The organism is Paenacidovorax caeni (assembly GCF_001298675.1).
In the GTDB taxonomy this organism is placed as follows: domain Bacteria; phylum Pseudomonadota; class Gammaproteobacteria; order Burkholderiales; family Burkholderiaceae_C; genus Paenacidovorax; species Paenacidovorax caeni.
In genome coordinates this window covers 37,177-51,182 of the sequence record NZ_CYIG01000007.1, presented here as the reverse complement: position 1 = coordinate 51,182, position 14,006 = coordinate 37,177, and the positions used below count along the sequence as shown (strand labels likewise).

Genomic DNA, 14,006 nt, shown 5'->3' with positions numbered 1-14,006 from the left:
AGGCGAGACTATCAGCGCTTGTGCTGGGACAGCCACTCTTCCAGGTAATGGATGTTGGTGCCACCCGTGATGAAATTCGCATCCACCATCAGTTCCTGGTGCAGCGGCACGTTGGTGCTGATGCCCTCGACCACGGTCTCGGACAACGCCGTGCGCATGCGGGCCAGCGCCTGGTCGCGCGTATCGCCATGCACGATGATCTTGCCAATCATCGAGTCATAGTTGGGTGGCACGAAGTAGTTGTTGTAGACATGCGAGTCCACACGCACGCCCGGACCACCCGGCACATGCCACATGGTGATGCGCCCCGGCGACGGGGTGAACTTGTACGGGTCCTCGGCGTTCACGCGGCACTCGATGGCATGGCCGCGGATCTCGATCTGACGCTGGGTGAAGGGCAGCTTCTCCCCGGCAGCCACCATGATCTGCGTCTTCACAATGTCCACGCCCGTGATCATCTCGGTCACCGGATGCTCCACCTGCACGCGCGTGTTCATCTCGATGAAGTAGAACTCGCCGTTTTCGTACAGGAACTCAAACGTGCCCGCACCCCGATAGCCGATCTTCTTGCACGCGGCTACGCAGCGCTCGCCAATGCGCTCAATCAGCTTGCGCGGAATTCCCGGTGCCGGCGCTTCCTCGATCACCTTCTGGTGGCGGCGCTGCATGGAGCAGTCGCGCTCGCCCAGGTACACGGCGTTCTTGAACTTGTCCGCCATCACCTGGATTTCAATATGGCGCGGGTTCTGGAGGTACTTCTCCATGTAAACGGCCGGGTTGCCGAACGCCACGCCTGCCTCGGCCTTGGTCATCTGTACCGCATTGACCAGCGCCGCCTCGGTATGCACCACGCGCATGCCGCGCCCACCGCCACCGCCCGCCGCCTTGATGATGACGGGATAGCCGATCGCCTTGGCAATGCGGCGGATTTGCACAGGATCATCGGGCAACTCGCCCTCGGAGCCAGGCACGCAAGGCACGCCGGCACGGATCATGGCCTGCTTGGCCGACACCTTGTCGCCCATGATGCGGATCGACTCGGGCGAAGGGCCAATGAATTGGAAGCCGCTCTTTTCCACGCGCTCAGCGAAGTCGGCGTTTTCCGCCAGGAAGCCGTAGCCGGGGTGGATCGCCTCGGCATCGGTCACTTCGGCCGCCGAGATGATGGCGGGCATGTTCAGGTATGACAGCGGCGAGGGCGCCGGGCCAATACACACCGCCTCTTCGGCCAGCTTGACGTACTTGGCATCGCGGTCGGCCTCGGAATAGACCATCACGGCCTTCACGCCCAGCTCGCGGCATGCGCGCTGGATGCGCAAGGCAATTTCGCCGCGATTGGCAACGAGGATTTTTTTAAACATATCCGTTTTCCATGTCGCATCGCCTCAAGAACGATGCATGAAACAGGCGCAGCACCTTCCGCGAAAGAAGAAAGATGCCGCCAGGCCGCCCGCGGCGGCGCCCCATCCTCACTCGATGACGAACAGCGGCTGACCGTATTCAACCGCCTGGCCGTTCTCGCCCAGGATGCGGGTGACCGTGCCCGACTTGTCGGCCTCGATCTCGTTGAGGATCTTCATGGCCTCAATGATGCAGACAGTATCACCCTCTTTAACTTGGCTGCCTACGTCCACGAAGGGCTTGGCGCCAGGGCTCGCTGCCCGGTAGAACGTGCCAACCATGGGCGACTTGACGACATGGCCGGCCGGCGCGGCAGCAGCCGGCGCGGGCAGCTCGGGGACGGCTGCGCCCGCAGCCGCGGCAGGTGCCTGTGCCACCGGTGCCTGCATGGGCGCCGCGACGAACTGCTGCACGACCGCGCCGCCGCCCTTGACGATGCGCACCTTGCCCTCTGCCTCGGTGATTTCCAGCTCCGACACATTCGATTCGGACACCAGGTCAATCAGGGTCTTGAGTTTTCGCAAATCCATGGGATCTCCAACGGCTAAAAACGGAATAGGGCGCGAATGTACTCCAATTCCATCCTATTTCGCCCATCGGAGCCCATTTTTCATCAACGCCGGAGTGGAAATTTGCACCACCCGGGCATCTGGATCAAACCGTATCCGCCCAACGGGACAGATCTTCTGCCTGAACTTGCCCGATTTTACGGTGCCGAATGCGCCCCTCGGCACCAAACACCACCGTGAAGGGCAACCCGCCCTGCAGGTTCCCGAGTGCACGGCCCAGTTGCATCCCACCAGAAGTGGCAATCGCCACAGGGTACGCCAGGGGCAGTTTTTCCAGGAATTTACGCACGGCAGGCGGTTGGTCCACCGCCACCCCCAGCACCTGCCACCCCTGCGCCCTGCGTTCACCGTAAAAGCGATTGAGCAACGGCAGCTCCTCGATGCAGGGCGGGCACCATGTCGCCCAGAAATTAAGCAGCAGCGGGCGTCCCCGGAAAGCAGCCATCGCCAAAGGCGCACCTTCGAGCGAAGCAAAGGACTGCCCCCACAGGTTCGCCTCCGGCCCTGGCTCCTGCGCATGCGGCTGCAGGTGCCGCCACGCCATCACCGCCCCGCCACCAGCGGCAGCCAGGGCCACGCCGGCATACAGCCAGCGCCTGCGCGCGGGGCTGACAACGGTGGCAATGTGCGCGGCATCCTTCATGCTGCAACCTCCTGCACCAACCGACGCACGGCTTCGATGTCACCGCGCGGCAGCCGCCCCCGAGAATCAGGGCGCAATGCGCCCCGCAGGTCGTCCAGGTCGTAGACCAGCAGATGCACGCCCACCATGGTCTGCAACGCGGGACACTTGGCGCCCAGCGTCAGCGCCTCCACGCTCTCGCCATGAAAGCCCGTGACCGTGCGCGGCTCGTAGTCCACATGGTGGTCTATCAGGGCAATTTCGGCGGATTTGCAGTCATCACAGAACAACTGCAGGTAAATATCAGAGAGCCGCGTGGCTGTGCCATGCCAGACAGCACCTGTGAGATGTGGGCGAAAGGCCGACAGCCGCTCCATCCACTCCAGCGCCAGGCGTCTCAGCGCCAGCAGCTCACCCGGCTGGGTGTCGGCGCAAAACAGTGCGATGTACTCGCGCACCGCATCCTCGACCTGGTCATTGTCCGGTAGCGCCGTGCGGCCGGGCAGTCCCAGATCGCGCACGGCACGGCGCTTGGCCGAGCCCCAATCAAGCCCCTCCTCCACCACCAGGCGGGCGGCGGCGTTGGCGATCTCGGCGGTGGTGGTGTTGTGCATGCGCGTCCCCTGTTCAGCGGCAACCGCGAGGATTGTCGCGCCAAGCCGCCGCCATGGCGCACAAAGACCCCGAGACTCTGAAAATGATAGCTGCCAGCGCAGTATCAGCGTGCGCTACAGCCGATTTTTATCGCCAACGTAGAATTGCCCCTATGCATATACATATCCTGGGCATCTGCGGCACTTTCATGGGCGGTCTGGCCGCGCTGGCGCGCGAGGCAGGCCACAAGGTCACGGGCTGCGACACGGGCGTCTACCCCCCGATGAGTGACCAGCTGCGCGCCCTGGGCATCGAGTTGATCGAAGGTTACGACGCCGCGCAGATGGCACTGCGGCCTGACGTTTTCGTGGTCGGCAACGTGGTTAGCCGTGCGCGACTGGCCGACGGTCGCCCGAAGTTTCCGCTGATGGAGGCCATTCTCGACGCGGGTGCCCCCTATACCAGCGGCCCGCAATGGCTGGCCGAGCATGTGCTGCAGGGCCGCCACGTGCTGGCGGTGGCCGGCACTCACGGCAAGACCACCACCACGTCGATGCTGGCCTGGATCCTGGAATGCGCGGGCAAGGCACCGGGTTTTCTCGTGGGCGGCGTGCCGCTGGACTTCGGTGTGTCAGCCCGCCTGGGCCCTGCCGTCTCTGCCAGCGCCGAACGCCCCTGGTTCGTGATCGAGGCCGATGAATACGACACCGCCTTCTTCGACAAGCGCAGCAAGTTCGTGCACTACCGGCCTCGCACCGCCATCTTGAACAATCTGGAATTCGACCACGCCGACATCTTCGACGATCTGGCCGCTATCGAACGCCAATTCCACCATTTGGTGCGCACCGTACCTGCCTCGGGCCGCATCATTGCCAACGGTCTCGAGGAAAGCCTGGCGCGCGTACTGCACCAGGGCTGCTGGAGCGAACAACGCACGTTCGGCGCCACCAACAGCGACTACCGCGCCGAAGGCCCACCCGAGGCGTTCGACGTGCTGCGCGGCGGCACCTGCGTGGCACGTGTCGTGTGGCAGCTCTCGGGTACGCATAACCAGCTCAACGCGCTGGCAGCCATTGCTGCCGCCGAGCATGCCGGAGTGCCGCCTCACGTGGCAGCCGAGGCCTTGGCACGCTTTCAGAACGTCAAGCGCCGCATGGAATTGCGCGGCACCGTGGGCGGCGTCGCGGTGTATGACGACTTCGCGCACCACCCCACCGCGATACGCACCACCCTGGAAGGGCTGCGCCGCTGCCTGCCACCAGGCCAGCGCATCCTGGCGGCCTTCGAGCCACGCAGCAACACGATGAAGCTCGGCGCCATGAAAGCCCAGTTGCCCTGGGCGCTGGAAAGTGCCGACCAGGCGTTCTGCCACACCGCTGGGCTGGATTGGGACGCAGCCGCTGCGCTTGCCCCGCTGGGGGAGCGCGCGCATATGGCGGCAGACATTCAAAGCCTGGTGGCGCAACTGGCCGCCACTGCACGGCCGGGCGACCACATCGTGTGCATGAGCAACGGCGGCTTTGGCGGCGTGCACGGCCTGCTGCTGACCGCACTCGCCGCAGGTGCCGGATCCGGCACCACCTAACTTAGAGCCTGTTCAGTGCGTCAGAACGTTACCGCCATGGCCTGAACGTCCACCCGCACCACGGGCTTGGACAGCGCGGCGCTGGCGGCTTTGGCAAAGGCCTGACCCCACTGCGGGTCGGACAAGCGGGCCAGCCCGGCCGCCTGTGCTACCACCAGCACCTTGTCGGCCAGCAGCACCTTGCCACTGGCGCGCAGCGGCTCGCATTCGAGTTGCGTGAACTGTTCGTCCAGCCAACGGCGCGCAGCCTCGTTGGACAAAGGCTCTTGCCCCTCCAGGTCGAAACGGAACTCCTGCTGGGGCGACAAAGCCACCGAGACTTCGCTGTGCATGCGGAAACCCTCTTTGAAGAATGGTTGATAAGGACAACAAGCTTACACGCTTTGTTGCTTGCGCCGTGCCAGCACCGCTTCGGACAGTGCCTGCAGCAAGGCCACCGAGTCATCCCACCCCAAGCAGGCATCGGTGATGCTTTTGCCGTACTCCAGCGCGCGCGGATCGTCCTTACCCGGCGAGAACTTCTGCGCCCCCGCGTGGATGTGGCTCTCCACCATCACGCCGAAGACGCTGCGTGAGCCTCCAGCGATCTGCGCGCCGATGTCACGTGCCACGTCCAGTTGCTTTTCATGCTTCTTGGAGCTGTTGGCGTGGCTGCAATCCACCATGAGGGTGGGAGGCAAACCGGCGGCCTCCAGGTCTTTGCAGGCAGCCGCCACACTGGCAGCGTCGTAGTTGGGCGCTTTGCCGCCGCGCAGGATGACGTGGCAATCCTGGTTGCCGTTGGTACGCACGATGGCCACCTGGCCGTTCTTGTGCACCGAAAGGAAATGGTGCCCCCGGCTGGCCGACTGGATCGCGTCGGTGGCGATGCGGATATTGCCGTCCGTGCCATTCTTGAAGCCAATCGGCGCCGACAGGCCGGAGGCCAGTTCGCGGTGTACCTGGCTCTCGGTGGTACGCGCTCCGATGGCACCCCAGCTGATCAGGTCGCCGATGTACTGCGGCGAGATAACGTCGAGGAACTCGCTCGCGGCAGGCATGCCCAGGCGGTTGATCTCGATGAGCAGCTGGCGCGCAATGCGCAGGCCCTCGTCGATGCGGTAGCTCTCGTCGAGGTACGGGTCGTTAATCAGCCCCTTCCAGCCAACGGTGGTGCGCGGCTTCTCGAAGTACACGCGCATCACGACTTCCAGGCTGTCTTTGAACTGCTCGCGCAGCGGCTGCAAGCGGCGTGCGTAGTCCAGTGCTGCCTCGGGGCTGTGGATCGAGCAGGGGCCGATGATGACCAGCAGCCGGTCATCCTGGCCCGCCATGATGTTGTGGATGCTGCGGCGGGTTTGCGTGATCAGCGCTTCCACCTGGGTGCCCCGGATGGGGAAGAAGCGGATCAAATGTTCGGGAGGGGGAAGCACGGTGATGTCCTGGATACGTTCGTCGTCGGTCTGGCTGGTTTTCTCGACGCTGCGATACCAGGCATCACTGGCGGGGGAAGCTTGCACGGTCATGGGGTTTTTTCTCGAAGGGTGAAAACAAGGGGCGAAAAACAAAAAACCGCCGGGCTCTTCAGCTGCGGCGGTTGTCGTGTGAGGTGTCTTGGGTGCTTGCGCGCGTTCCTCTCATCCGCCTAGGACAGAGAACCAAAAGTAAAAATAGAAAGCGCTACGCATTTGCATCGTTTCAATGTAGCACGTCCTGCGGCAGTGCAACAAACTGGCGTTGCTTGACGGCAACGCGCTCAGCCCAGCCAGGCGCGCAGCCGCTGCCACCAGGAGGGCGCACGCACGGGCTGCGCCTGCTGGGGCCACGTGCTGCTCTGCTCGTACATATCGATCAGCAGCAGGGCACCCCCCAGGGTGCGCCAAGCGCGTTGCTCGAACTGTTGGAACACGCGCCGCTCGCGCCTGCTGTGTTGCTCCAACACGAGCAGCCAGGCGTCGAGTGCATCGCGCAGGCGGCGCAGGTCGCGCTGGTACGCAGCAAACTCGTACAGCGACTGCCACGGCGTGCCCAGCCCATTCATGAGGCGCTGGTGGGCCCTGGCACTGTCGGCCAGGGCCCTTCCCAATGGGATGAGCGCGGCCACGTCAACACGCTTGCGCCGGGCCTGAACCAGCGCCTCGATCTGTTGCGACAGGGCGCTCAGGCTGTCGCGCATTTCGCGCGTAGCCTCGTCGGCCATGCCCTCGCGCAAGAACTGGCTGATGGCGTCGAAGGACTGCGCCTGCAACAGCCGGGATGTACGCAGCGAAGGCATAGAAGACGCCTGCGCCGCCCGCCGCTCAGGCGGTGCCGCCCACCGTAAGGCCGTCGATGCGCAGCGTCGGCTGCCCCACGCCGACGGGCACGCTCTGGCCTTCCTTCCCGCAGGTGCCCACGCCACTGTCCAGGCGCATGTCGTTGCCGATCATGCTGATCTTCTTCAGCGACTCAGGGCCACTGCCGATGATGGTGGCGCCCTTGACCGGATAGAGGATCTTGCCGTTTTCCACCCAATAGGCTTCGCTGGCACTGAAGACGAACTTGCCGCTGGTGATGTCCACCTGCCCGCCACCGAAGTTGGTGGCGTACAGGCCCTTCTTGATGCTGGCGACGATTTCCTTCGGGTCCTTGTCGCCGCCCAGCATGTAGGTGTTGGTCATGCGCGGCATGGGAATGTGCGCGTAGCTCTCGCGGCGGCCGTTGCCCGTGGGCGCCACGCCCATCAGACGCGCATTCAGCGCATCCTGGATGTAGCCCTTGAGAATGCCGTCCTCGATCAACACGTTGCGCTGGCTGGCCTGGCCTTCGTCATCGACGTTGAGTGAGCCACGCCGGTCGGCGATGGTGCCGTCATCCAGCACCGTCACGCCCTTGGCCGCCACGCGCTGGCCGATACGGCCACTGAAGGCGCTGGAGCCCTTGCGATTGAAATCGCCCTCCAGACCATGGCCCACGGCTTCGTGAAACAGCACGCCCGGCCAGCCCGGGCCGAGCACCACCGTCATCTCGCCCGCGGGCGCGGGGCGCGCTTCCAGGTTGACCAGCGCCGCGTTCACCGCCTCGCGCACGTACTGGGCGATCTGCGCATCGTCGAAATAGGCCAGACCGAAGCGCCCGCCACCGCCCGCCGACCCGATCTCGCGCCGCTGCCCCTGCTGGGCAATCACCGTGACCGACAGGCGCACCAGCGGGCGCACATCCGCCGCCAGGGTGCCGTCCGCGCGCGCCACCAGCACCACGTCGTACTCGCTGGCCAGGCCCGCCATGACCTGAACAACCCGCGGATCCTGCGCCCGGGCGCGCTGCTCCACCTTTTCCAGCAACTGCACCTTGGCCGTGCTGTCGAGCGTGGCGATGGGATCAATCTCCGGGTAGAGGGAACGGCTTTTTGCTATTTTTTGTGTAGCTGCTCGCGCTCTTCCAGACTTGCCTGCAGCCGAAATTGCCCGCACAGTGTGGGCCGCATCGAGAAGCGAGGCCAGGGAAATGTCGTCGGAATAGGCGAACGCTGTCTTCTCGCCACTGACAGCGCGCACCCCCACGCCCTGGTCGATGGAGAACGAGCCCGTCTTGACGATGCCCTCCTCCAGGCTCCAGCCCTCGCTGCGCGTGTACTGGAAATACAGGTCGGCGTCATCGACGCGGTGCGCCCGGATCTCGGCCAGAGCCTGCGCCAGGTGGGATTCGTCCAGGCCGAAAGGCTGCAGCAGCAGTTGCCGCGCCGTAGCCAGGCGCTCGATGGTGGGTTCGCGGGAAATCATGGCGGAATTGTAGGCACGCCGCCATGCCCATGCAGGTGGCTCAGAAGGGCAGCGGCGGTGCCACAGGCAAGCGCTGCGCCCGAGCCACCGACATCAGCACCCCCAAGGCCAGCCCCAGCGTCACCATGGCCGTGCCGCCATAACTGATGAACGGCAACGGCACGCCCACCACGGGCAGGATGCCGCTGACCATGCCCATGTTGACGAAGGCATAGGTGAAAAAGATGGTGGACACTGCCCCCGCCATGAGGCGACCGAACAGCGTGCCCGCCCCCATGGCAATCGCCAAGCCGCGCCACACCAGCAACAGGAAGCAGACGATGATGAACAGGTTGCCAGCCAGACCGAACTCCTCCGAATAGGCGGCGAAGATGAAATCGGTGGTGCGCTCGGGAATGAACTCCAGGTGCGTTTGCGTGCCGGCCATGAAGCCCTTGCCCCACACCCCGCCCGAGCCGATGGCGATCATGCCCTGAATGATGTGAAAGCCCTTGCCCAGCGGGTCGCGCGTCGGATCCAGCAAGGTGCAGATGCGCTGCTGCTGGTAGTCGTGCAGTACCGGCCAGCGCACACCGTCCGCGCACAGCTGCGGCTCATAGGCCACGATGAGCGCAATACCGACCGCACCCAGAATCACTGGCGGCAGCACCAGGCGCCACGACAGGCCGGCAAAGAAGATCACCGACAGGCCGGCCGCCATCACCAGCAGCGAGGTCCCCAGGTCCGGCTGCTTCATGATGAGGCCCACCGGCACGGCCAGCAGCGCACCGGCCACGACAAAATCAAGCGGACGCAACTGGCCCTCGCGCTTTTGAAACCACCAGGCCAGCATCAGCGGCATGGCGATCTTGAGGATTTCGCTCGGCTGGATCACCACACCCAGGTTGATCCAGCGCTGCGCCCCCTTCTTGGTGATGCCAAACAGCGCCACGGCCACCAGCAGCGCCACGCCCAGCGTGTACAAAGGCACGGCGAAGACCATGATCTTCTGCGGCGGCACCTGGGCCACGACGAAAAGGATCGCCAGGGCGATGAGCATGTTGCGGCCATGGTCCACGAAGCGCGTGCCGTGGTCATAGCCTGAGGAATACATGGCCAGCAGCCCCGCCCCGGCCAACAGCAGGCACAGAAGCACCAAAATCCCATCGAACCCGCGAAACAGCGGCAGGATGCGTTGCACGAGCGAGGGCTTGTCGAAAACGGCGGACATAACCTTGCATTATCGGTGGCGCGCCATGGTAGAACCCGCCCCTATGGTCACCACCCACCTGCTCTACCTGCACGGCTTCCGCTCCTCCCCCCAGTCCGCCAAGGCGCAGCACATGGCCCGGCATGTGGCCCAGCAGCATCCCCGGGTGCATTTCTGGTGTCCACAACTGCCGCCATCGCCGCGCGCCGCCATGGAACTGGTGGAGCAAGGCATCTGCGGCTGGCCACAGGCGAATATGGCCGTGGTCGGTTCGTCGCTGGGGGGCTACTACGCCAGTTGGGTCGCCCAGCAGACCGGCTGCCCCAGCGTGGTGCTGAACCCTGCCGTCGATCCGGCACGCGACCTGGCGCGCTATATCGGCGAGCAGACGGCGTGGCACGACCCTGCGCAGCGCCTGTTCTTCCGCGCCGAATACATCGACGAGCTGCACGCGCTTGACGTGCGCGGCTGCCCGCCCGCCGGCCCTGAACTGGCGCTGATTGCCCAGGGCGACGAGCTGCTGGACTGGCGCGAGATGGCCGCGCGCTATGCCCAGGCGCGCCAGATCGTGCGCGCAGGCGGCGACCACGCGCTGAGCGAGTTCCCCGCGCTACTGCCGCAGGTAGTGGATTTCCTCAATCTGGCTTGATACCGCGGCGGCGCGCCCAGCGCGCGTAGTCGTCCGGGTAGGCCTGGCGAAAGCGCTCTTCATGGAATGCCGCCTGCGCGTCCAGCCCCAGCAGCCGGGCGCTGTCGATCAGCGGTGCAATCACGCGCGGCTCGGGGGAAAAGTGCAGCAGGCGCAGCGCCATGGCGTACTGCGCCGGGGCGTTGTCCCGGGTCACCGGCGTGGTGGTCAGGCTGGCGAACTCCACCTGGCGCGCGAACAGGCGCGTATCGGCCACCTTGTCCAGCGTGATCTCGCGGTAGGCCGGTGCACGCTGCGCGACGGGCCGGTAGATCTGGCCAACGCGCCAATAGTCCCACCCGGCGTACGCGCCAGCGGCAAGCAAGGCACACAGCACCAGCGCCCCAGCGCCACGTGCTGCGGGGCGCAGGTGCGGTGCCTGCCGCCATAGCAGCAGCACCGCCGCCAGCGCAGACACCTGAAACGGCCCGTACCACAGGGGGTACTCGAGCAGGCTGTGCAGGCCAATCAGCGCCAGCACGCCCCAGGCCAGCTGGCGCGCAGGATCTGGCTCGCGCCAGGGTTGGGCACGCAGCACCCACGCCAGCAAGGCCAGCACCGCCAGCGCCGCAACGGGCACGCCCAGCTCCACGGCCAGGTGCAACGGCAGGTTGTGCGCGTTGTCCAGCAGCACGCAAAAGCGCGTGCCAGGAAACTCCGTCACGTAGTGCGCGTAGTCCAGCTCGCCCCAGCCCCAGCCCGTCCAGGGGCGCTGGGCAATCAGGTAGAGCACGTTCGTCCACAGCACCTTGCGCCCGCCGCAGCCCTGTCCATCGTCGGCGAAGCGCGCGAACAGCCGGTCGGCCGGAATCCCCGTCCACTGCTCCAGCAGGTGCGGCAGCGCCCATGAGGCAGCGCCATAGGCGAGCAAACCGACAACCGCCAGCGCCAGCGGCAAAGGCCCGAGCATGCGCCGCCAGCACAGCACCAGCCCAAGCACCAGCAGCCACTGCAGCGCGCCGGTGCGCGAGGCCGTGGCGGCACTAGCCGCCGCCAGCAGCACCAGCCCCCAGGACAGCAGCAACCCCACCGCGACGCCCACCCAGCGCGCTTGCCGGCCCGCTTGCCCCACTGCCTGCCACTGCGCCACCGCCCACAGCAAGGCCCACAGGCCCAGACTCAACAGCGTGGCCTGCTGGTTGCGCTGGCGCAGGTTGCCGATGGCCTGGCCCGGCGTGGAAGGCTGCACCCACGGCGCCGCGCCCGGATCGCCCAGAAAATACTGCGCCAGCCCAATGCCCGCCGCGACCAGCGCCGCCAGCACCAGTGCCACACTCCAGTAGCGCGCCCAGGTGCGCCGTGGCCAATCCAGCCCGGCCAGCAGCAGCGCCGCCAGCACGCCGGCGCAGGCCCACGACGCCAGCCAGGGCCAGAAGTTGGCGCTGGGCGGGCTGGTGTAGGCGAAGAGAAAGGGCAGCGCCAGGGCCAGCACAGCCAGCGGCGCCACCGCCGCGCGTGGCTGCATGGGTCAGGAGAGAAGAGGAAAGCAGCGGATCATATAGAGCATGCAGCCGGCGCCATGAAACAACATGGGAGAATCGGCGCCCATGCATGCACTGTTCGACGAAGCCGGCAAATTTCTCGCTGGCCGCATCCTCTCCGAAGCCGAAAGCTCGGCCCAAATCGAGCTCGACTCGGGCAAACGGGTCAAGGCCAAGGCCGCCAATATCCTGCTGAAATTCGACAAGCCCGCACCTGCGGAGCTGCTCGAGCAGGCGCGCACCATCGCCGCCAGCGTGGAGCTGCAACTGGCCTGGGAATTCGCCCCCGATGAGGAGTTTGGCTTCGCCGATCTGGCGCGCGACTACTTCTCCGCCAGCGCCCCGGTGACGGAGCAGGCCGGCATGCTGCTGGCGTTGTTCGAGGCGCCGCACTACTTCCGCCGCGCTGGCAAGGGCCGCTTCAAGAAGGCGCCCGCCGAGATCGTGCAGCAGGCGCTGGCCGCCATCGAGAAGAAAAAACAGATCCAGGCACAAATCGACGCCTGGGCCGCCGAATTGGCCGCAGGCACCTGCCCCCAGCCCATCCGCGAGCAGCTTTACAAAATTCTGTTCCGCCCGGACAAGAACGCGCCCGAGTACAAAGCGGTGGTCGAAGCCAGCCGCAACACGCACAAGGCACCGCTGGATCTGCTGCAGGCTGCCGGCGCGATTGATTCGAGCTACCAGTTCCACTGGAAGCGTTTCCTGTTTGAAAACTTCCCCAAGGGCACAGGCTTCCCGCCGCTGAACGCACCGCAGCCCCCGGACGACCTGCCGCTGGCGCCGGTGCAGGCCTACTCGATCGACGACTCTGCCACCACCGAGATCGACGATGCGCTCTCCGTGCAGGGTCTGGGCACAGGCACCGTCACCCTGGGCATCCACATTGCCGCGCCCGGCCTGGCCATCCAGCCCGGCGGCGAACTGGACAAGGTGGGCCGCACGCGCCTGTCCACCGTCTACATGCCGGGCTACAAGATCACCATGCTGCCCGACGCGGTGGTGCAGATCTATACCCTGGACGAGGGCCGCGCCAATCCGGCCGTGTCGCTGTACGCCACCATTGACGAGGCGACACTGGAGATCACGGCCACCGAAACGCGCCTGGAGCGCGTACCCGTGGCCGTAAACCTGCGCCACGACCAGTTGGACCACATCGTCACCGAGGCCTGGCTGCAAGATCCTTCGATTCAGGTCGAAAACACGCCCCAAGCCTTACTGGACCTGCGCGAGCAGCTCTCATTTTTGTACAAGCTGGCGCAAAAACTCAAGGCGGGGCGCGAGCTGGTGCGTGGCAAGCCCGAGACCTTCAACCGGCCCGACTACACCTTCCGCCTGGCGGGCAACGACGGCGCCGAACCCGATGGCAGCGAAACCGTCACCATCGGCACACGCAAGCGCGGCGCGCCGCTCGACCTGATCGTGGCCGAAGCCGCCATCGTCGCCAACAGCACCTGGGGCCAGATGCTGGCCGAGCACGGCGTGCCGGGCATCTACCGCAGCCAGGCCAGCCTGGCACCGGGCATGAAGGTGCGCATGTCCACCAAGGCGCTGCCGCACGCCGGCATTGGGGTGAAGAGCTACGCCTGGGCCACCTCGCCGCTGCGCCGCTACGTGGACCTGGTGAACCAGTGGCAGATCATTGCCTGCGCGCGCCATGGCAAAACCGCTGCGCTGGCCGCGCCGTTCAAGCCCAAGGACGCAGAGCTGTTTGGCATCATCAGCAGCTTCGACACCGCCTACAGCGCCTACAACGGCTACCAGGCCGGCATGGAGCGTTTCTGGACACTCAAGTACCTGCAGCAAAACCAGATCGCTGCGCTGGACGCCACCGTCATCAAGGACGGGCGCGGCGGCGGCGACTTCCTGGTGCGTGCTGACAACCTGCCGCTGGTGCTGCCCGTGCTGGGCGCGCAGAACCTGGAGCGCGGCGCGCGCGTGCGCGTGCAGCTCGGCGAGATCGATGAGATCACGCTGTCTGTGAACGGTACGGTGACCGAGCGCCTGGACGACCCCACCGACCCCAGCGACGATGGCCCCGTGGACGAGGACGACGACGACAGCGCCGTGGCCGGCCCCATCGCCATCGCCGTGGACGTGAACGAGGCCAACGACAACGCCAGCCCCGCCCCATGAG

General features: G+C 65.7%; 13 protein-coding genes. 3 read left to right on the top strand and 10 right to left on the bottom strand.

Annotated features, from left to right (window positions below; genetic code table 11):
• Nucleotides 1-11: 11 nt before the first annotated feature.
• The 4 genes from accC to BN2503_RS04295 form a co-directional block, all read right to left on the bottom strand.
• On the bottom strand, nucleotides 12-1,361 hold the full coding sequence (accC, locus tag BN2503_RS04310; RefSeq protein WP_054255416.1) for an acetyl-CoA carboxylase biotin carboxylase subunit: 1,350 nt from the start codon (nucleotides 1,359-1,361) through the stop codon (nucleotides 12-14).
• Nucleotides 1,362-1,469: 108 nt separating this feature from the next.
• Nucleotides 1,470-1,931, bottom strand: a complete 462-nt coding sequence (gene accB / locus BN2503_RS04305) for an acetyl-CoA carboxylase biotin carboxyl carrier protein (RefSeq protein WP_054255415.1) — start codon at nucleotides 1,929-1,931, stop codon at nucleotides 1,470-1,472.
• 124 nt (nucleotides 1,932-2,055) lie between these two features.
• Nucleotides 2,056-2,613 carry a TlpA family protein disulfide reductase gene (locus tag BN2503_RS04300; protein WP_054255414.1) on the bottom strand — a complete coding sequence of 186 codons (558 nt, stop codon included), beginning with the start codon at nucleotides 2,611-2,613 and terminating at the stop codon, nucleotides 2,056-2,058.
• On the bottom strand, nucleotides 2,610-3,206 hold the full coding sequence (locus tag BN2503_RS04295; RefSeq protein ID WP_054255413.1) for a hypothetical protein: 597 nt from the start codon (nucleotides 3,204-3,206) through the stop codon (nucleotides 2,610-2,612). The genes BN2503_RS04300 and BN2503_RS04295 overlap by 4 nt, the downstream gene beginning before the upstream one ends.
• 152 nt (nucleotides 3,207-3,358) lie before the next feature.
• On the opposite strand from BN2503_RS04295, the gene mpl reads away from it, so the two are divergent.
• On the top strand, nucleotides 3,359-4,771 hold the full coding sequence (gene mpl / locus BN2503_RS04290) for a UDP-N-acetylmuramate:L-alanyl-gamma-D-glutamyl-meso-diaminopimelate ligase (RefSeq protein WP_054255412.1): 1,413 nt from the start codon (nucleotides 3,359-3,361) through the stop codon (nucleotides 4,769-4,771).
• Between the two features lie 20 nt (nucleotides 4,772-4,791).
• Here the strand turns inward: mpl and BN2503_RS04285 are convergent, their stop codons facing one another.
• The 5 genes from BN2503_RS04285 to rodA form a co-directional block, all read right to left on the bottom strand.
• Nucleotides 4,792-5,103, bottom strand: coding sequence for a hypothetical protein (locus BN2503_RS04285; RefSeq protein WP_054255411.1), 312 nt, complete (start codon nucleotides 5,101-5,103; stop codon nucleotides 4,792-4,794).
• A gap of 42 nt (nucleotides 5,104-5,145) precedes the next feature.
• Nucleotides 5,146-6,276, bottom strand: a complete 1,131-nt coding sequence (locus BN2503_RS04280; RefSeq protein WP_054255410.1) for a 3-deoxy-7-phosphoheptulonate synthase — start codon at nucleotides 6,274-6,276, stop codon at nucleotides 5,146-5,148.
• Between the two features lie 230 nt (nucleotides 6,277-6,506).
• Nucleotides 6,507-7,025, bottom strand: coding sequence for a hypothetical protein (locus BN2503_RS04275; protein WP_054255409.1), 519 nt, complete (start codon nucleotides 7,023-7,025; stop codon nucleotides 6,507-6,509).
• 25 nt (nucleotides 7,026-7,050) lie between these two features.
• Nucleotides 7,051-8,511: a metalloprotease TldD gene (tldD, locus tag BN2503_RS04270; RefSeq protein WP_054255408.1), complete on the bottom strand. Its 1,461-nt coding sequence runs from the start codon at nucleotides 8,509-8,511 to the stop codon at nucleotides 7,051-7,053.
• Between the two features lie 40 nt (nucleotides 8,512-8,551).
• Nucleotides 8,552-9,721, bottom strand: a complete 1,170-nt coding sequence (rodA, locus tag BN2503_RS04265; protein WP_054255407.1) for a rod shape-determining protein RodA — start codon at nucleotides 9,719-9,721, stop codon at nucleotides 8,552-8,554.
• 43 nt (nucleotides 9,722-9,764) lie between these two features.
• Between rodA and BN2503_RS04260 the strand changes: the two genes are divergently transcribed.
• Nucleotides 9,765-10,349 (top strand): YqiA/YcfP family alpha/beta fold hydrolase, encoded by a 585-nt coding sequence (locus tag BN2503_RS04260; RefSeq protein ID WP_054255406.1) that lies wholly within the window; start codon nucleotides 9,765-9,767, stop codon nucleotides 10,347-10,349.
• Here the strand turns inward: BN2503_RS04260 and BN2503_RS04255 are convergent.
• Entirely contained in the window at nucleotides 10,336-11,853 is a 1,518-nt protein-coding gene (locus tag BN2503_RS04255; protein WP_054255405.1) for a PglL family O-oligosaccharyltransferase, read from the bottom strand. The two genes, BN2503_RS04260 and BN2503_RS04255, sit on opposite strands and share 14 nt — an antisense overlap.
• A gap of 82 nt (nucleotides 11,854-11,935) precedes the next feature.
• On the opposite strand from BN2503_RS04255, the gene BN2503_RS04250 reads away from it, so the two are divergent.
• The gene (locus BN2503_RS04250; protein WP_054255613.1) at nucleotides 11,936-14,005 is read left to right on the top strand and encodes a ribonuclease catalytic domain-containing protein; all 2,070 of its coding nucleotides are present in this window, start codon (nucleotides 11,936-11,938) and stop codon (nucleotides 14,003-14,005) included.
• Nucleotide 14,006: the final 1 nt, after the last annotated feature.

What these genes read in the sequence shown, in the direction of transcription:
- accC (WP_054255416.1), bottom strand. Translation starts at nt 1,361, where the DNA reads ATGTTTAAAAAAATCCTCGTTGCCAATCGCGGCGAAATTGCCTTGCGC.
- accB (WP_054255415.1), bottom strand. Translation starts at nt 1,931, where the DNA reads ATGGATTTGCGAAAACTCAAGACCCTGATTGACCTGGTGTCCGAATCG.
- BN2503_RS04300 (WP_054255414.1), bottom strand. Translation starts at nt 2,613, where the DNA reads ATGAAGGATGCCGCGCACATTGCCACCGTTGTCAGCCCCGCGCGCAGG.
- BN2503_RS04295 (WP_054255413.1), bottom strand. Translation starts at nt 3,206, where the DNA reads ATGCACAACACCACCACCGCCGAGATCGCCAACGCCGCCGCCCGCCTG.
- mpl (WP_054255412.1), top strand. Translation starts at nt 3,359, where the DNA reads ATGCATATACATATCCTGGGCATCTGCGGCACTTTCATGGGCGGTCTG.
- BN2503_RS04285 (WP_054255411.1), bottom strand. Translation starts at nt 5,103, where the DNA reads ATGCACAGCGAAGTCTCGGTGGCTTTGTCGCCCCAGCAGGAGTTCCGT.
- BN2503_RS04280 (WP_054255410.1), bottom strand. Translation starts at nt 6,276, where the DNA reads ATGACCGTGCAAGCTTCCCCCGCCAGTGATGCCTGGTATCGCAGCGTC.
- BN2503_RS04275 (WP_054255409.1), bottom strand. Translation starts at nt 7,025, where the DNA reads ATGCCTTCGCTGCGTACATCCCGGCTGTTGCAGGCGCAGTCCTTCGAC.
- tldD (WP_054255408.1), bottom strand. Translation starts at nt 8,511, where the DNA reads ATGATTTCCCGCGAACCCACCATCGAGCGCCTGGCTACGGCGCGGCAA.
- rodA (WP_054255407.1), bottom strand. Translation starts at nt 9,721, where the DNA reads ATGTCCGCCGTTTTCGACAAGCCCTCGCTCGTGCAACGCATCCTGCCG.
- BN2503_RS04260 (WP_054255406.1), top strand. Translation starts at nt 9,765, where the DNA reads ATGGTCACCACCCACCTGCTCTACCTGCACGGCTTCCGCTCCTCCCCC.
- BN2503_RS04255 (WP_054255405.1), bottom strand. Translation starts at nt 11,853, where the DNA reads ATGCAGCCACGCGCGGCGGTGGCGCCGCTGGCTGTGCTGGCCCTGGCG.
- BN2503_RS04250 (WP_054255613.1), top strand. Translation starts at nt 11,936, where the DNA reads ATGCATGCACTGTTCGACGAAGCCGGCAAATTTCTCGCTGGCCGCATC.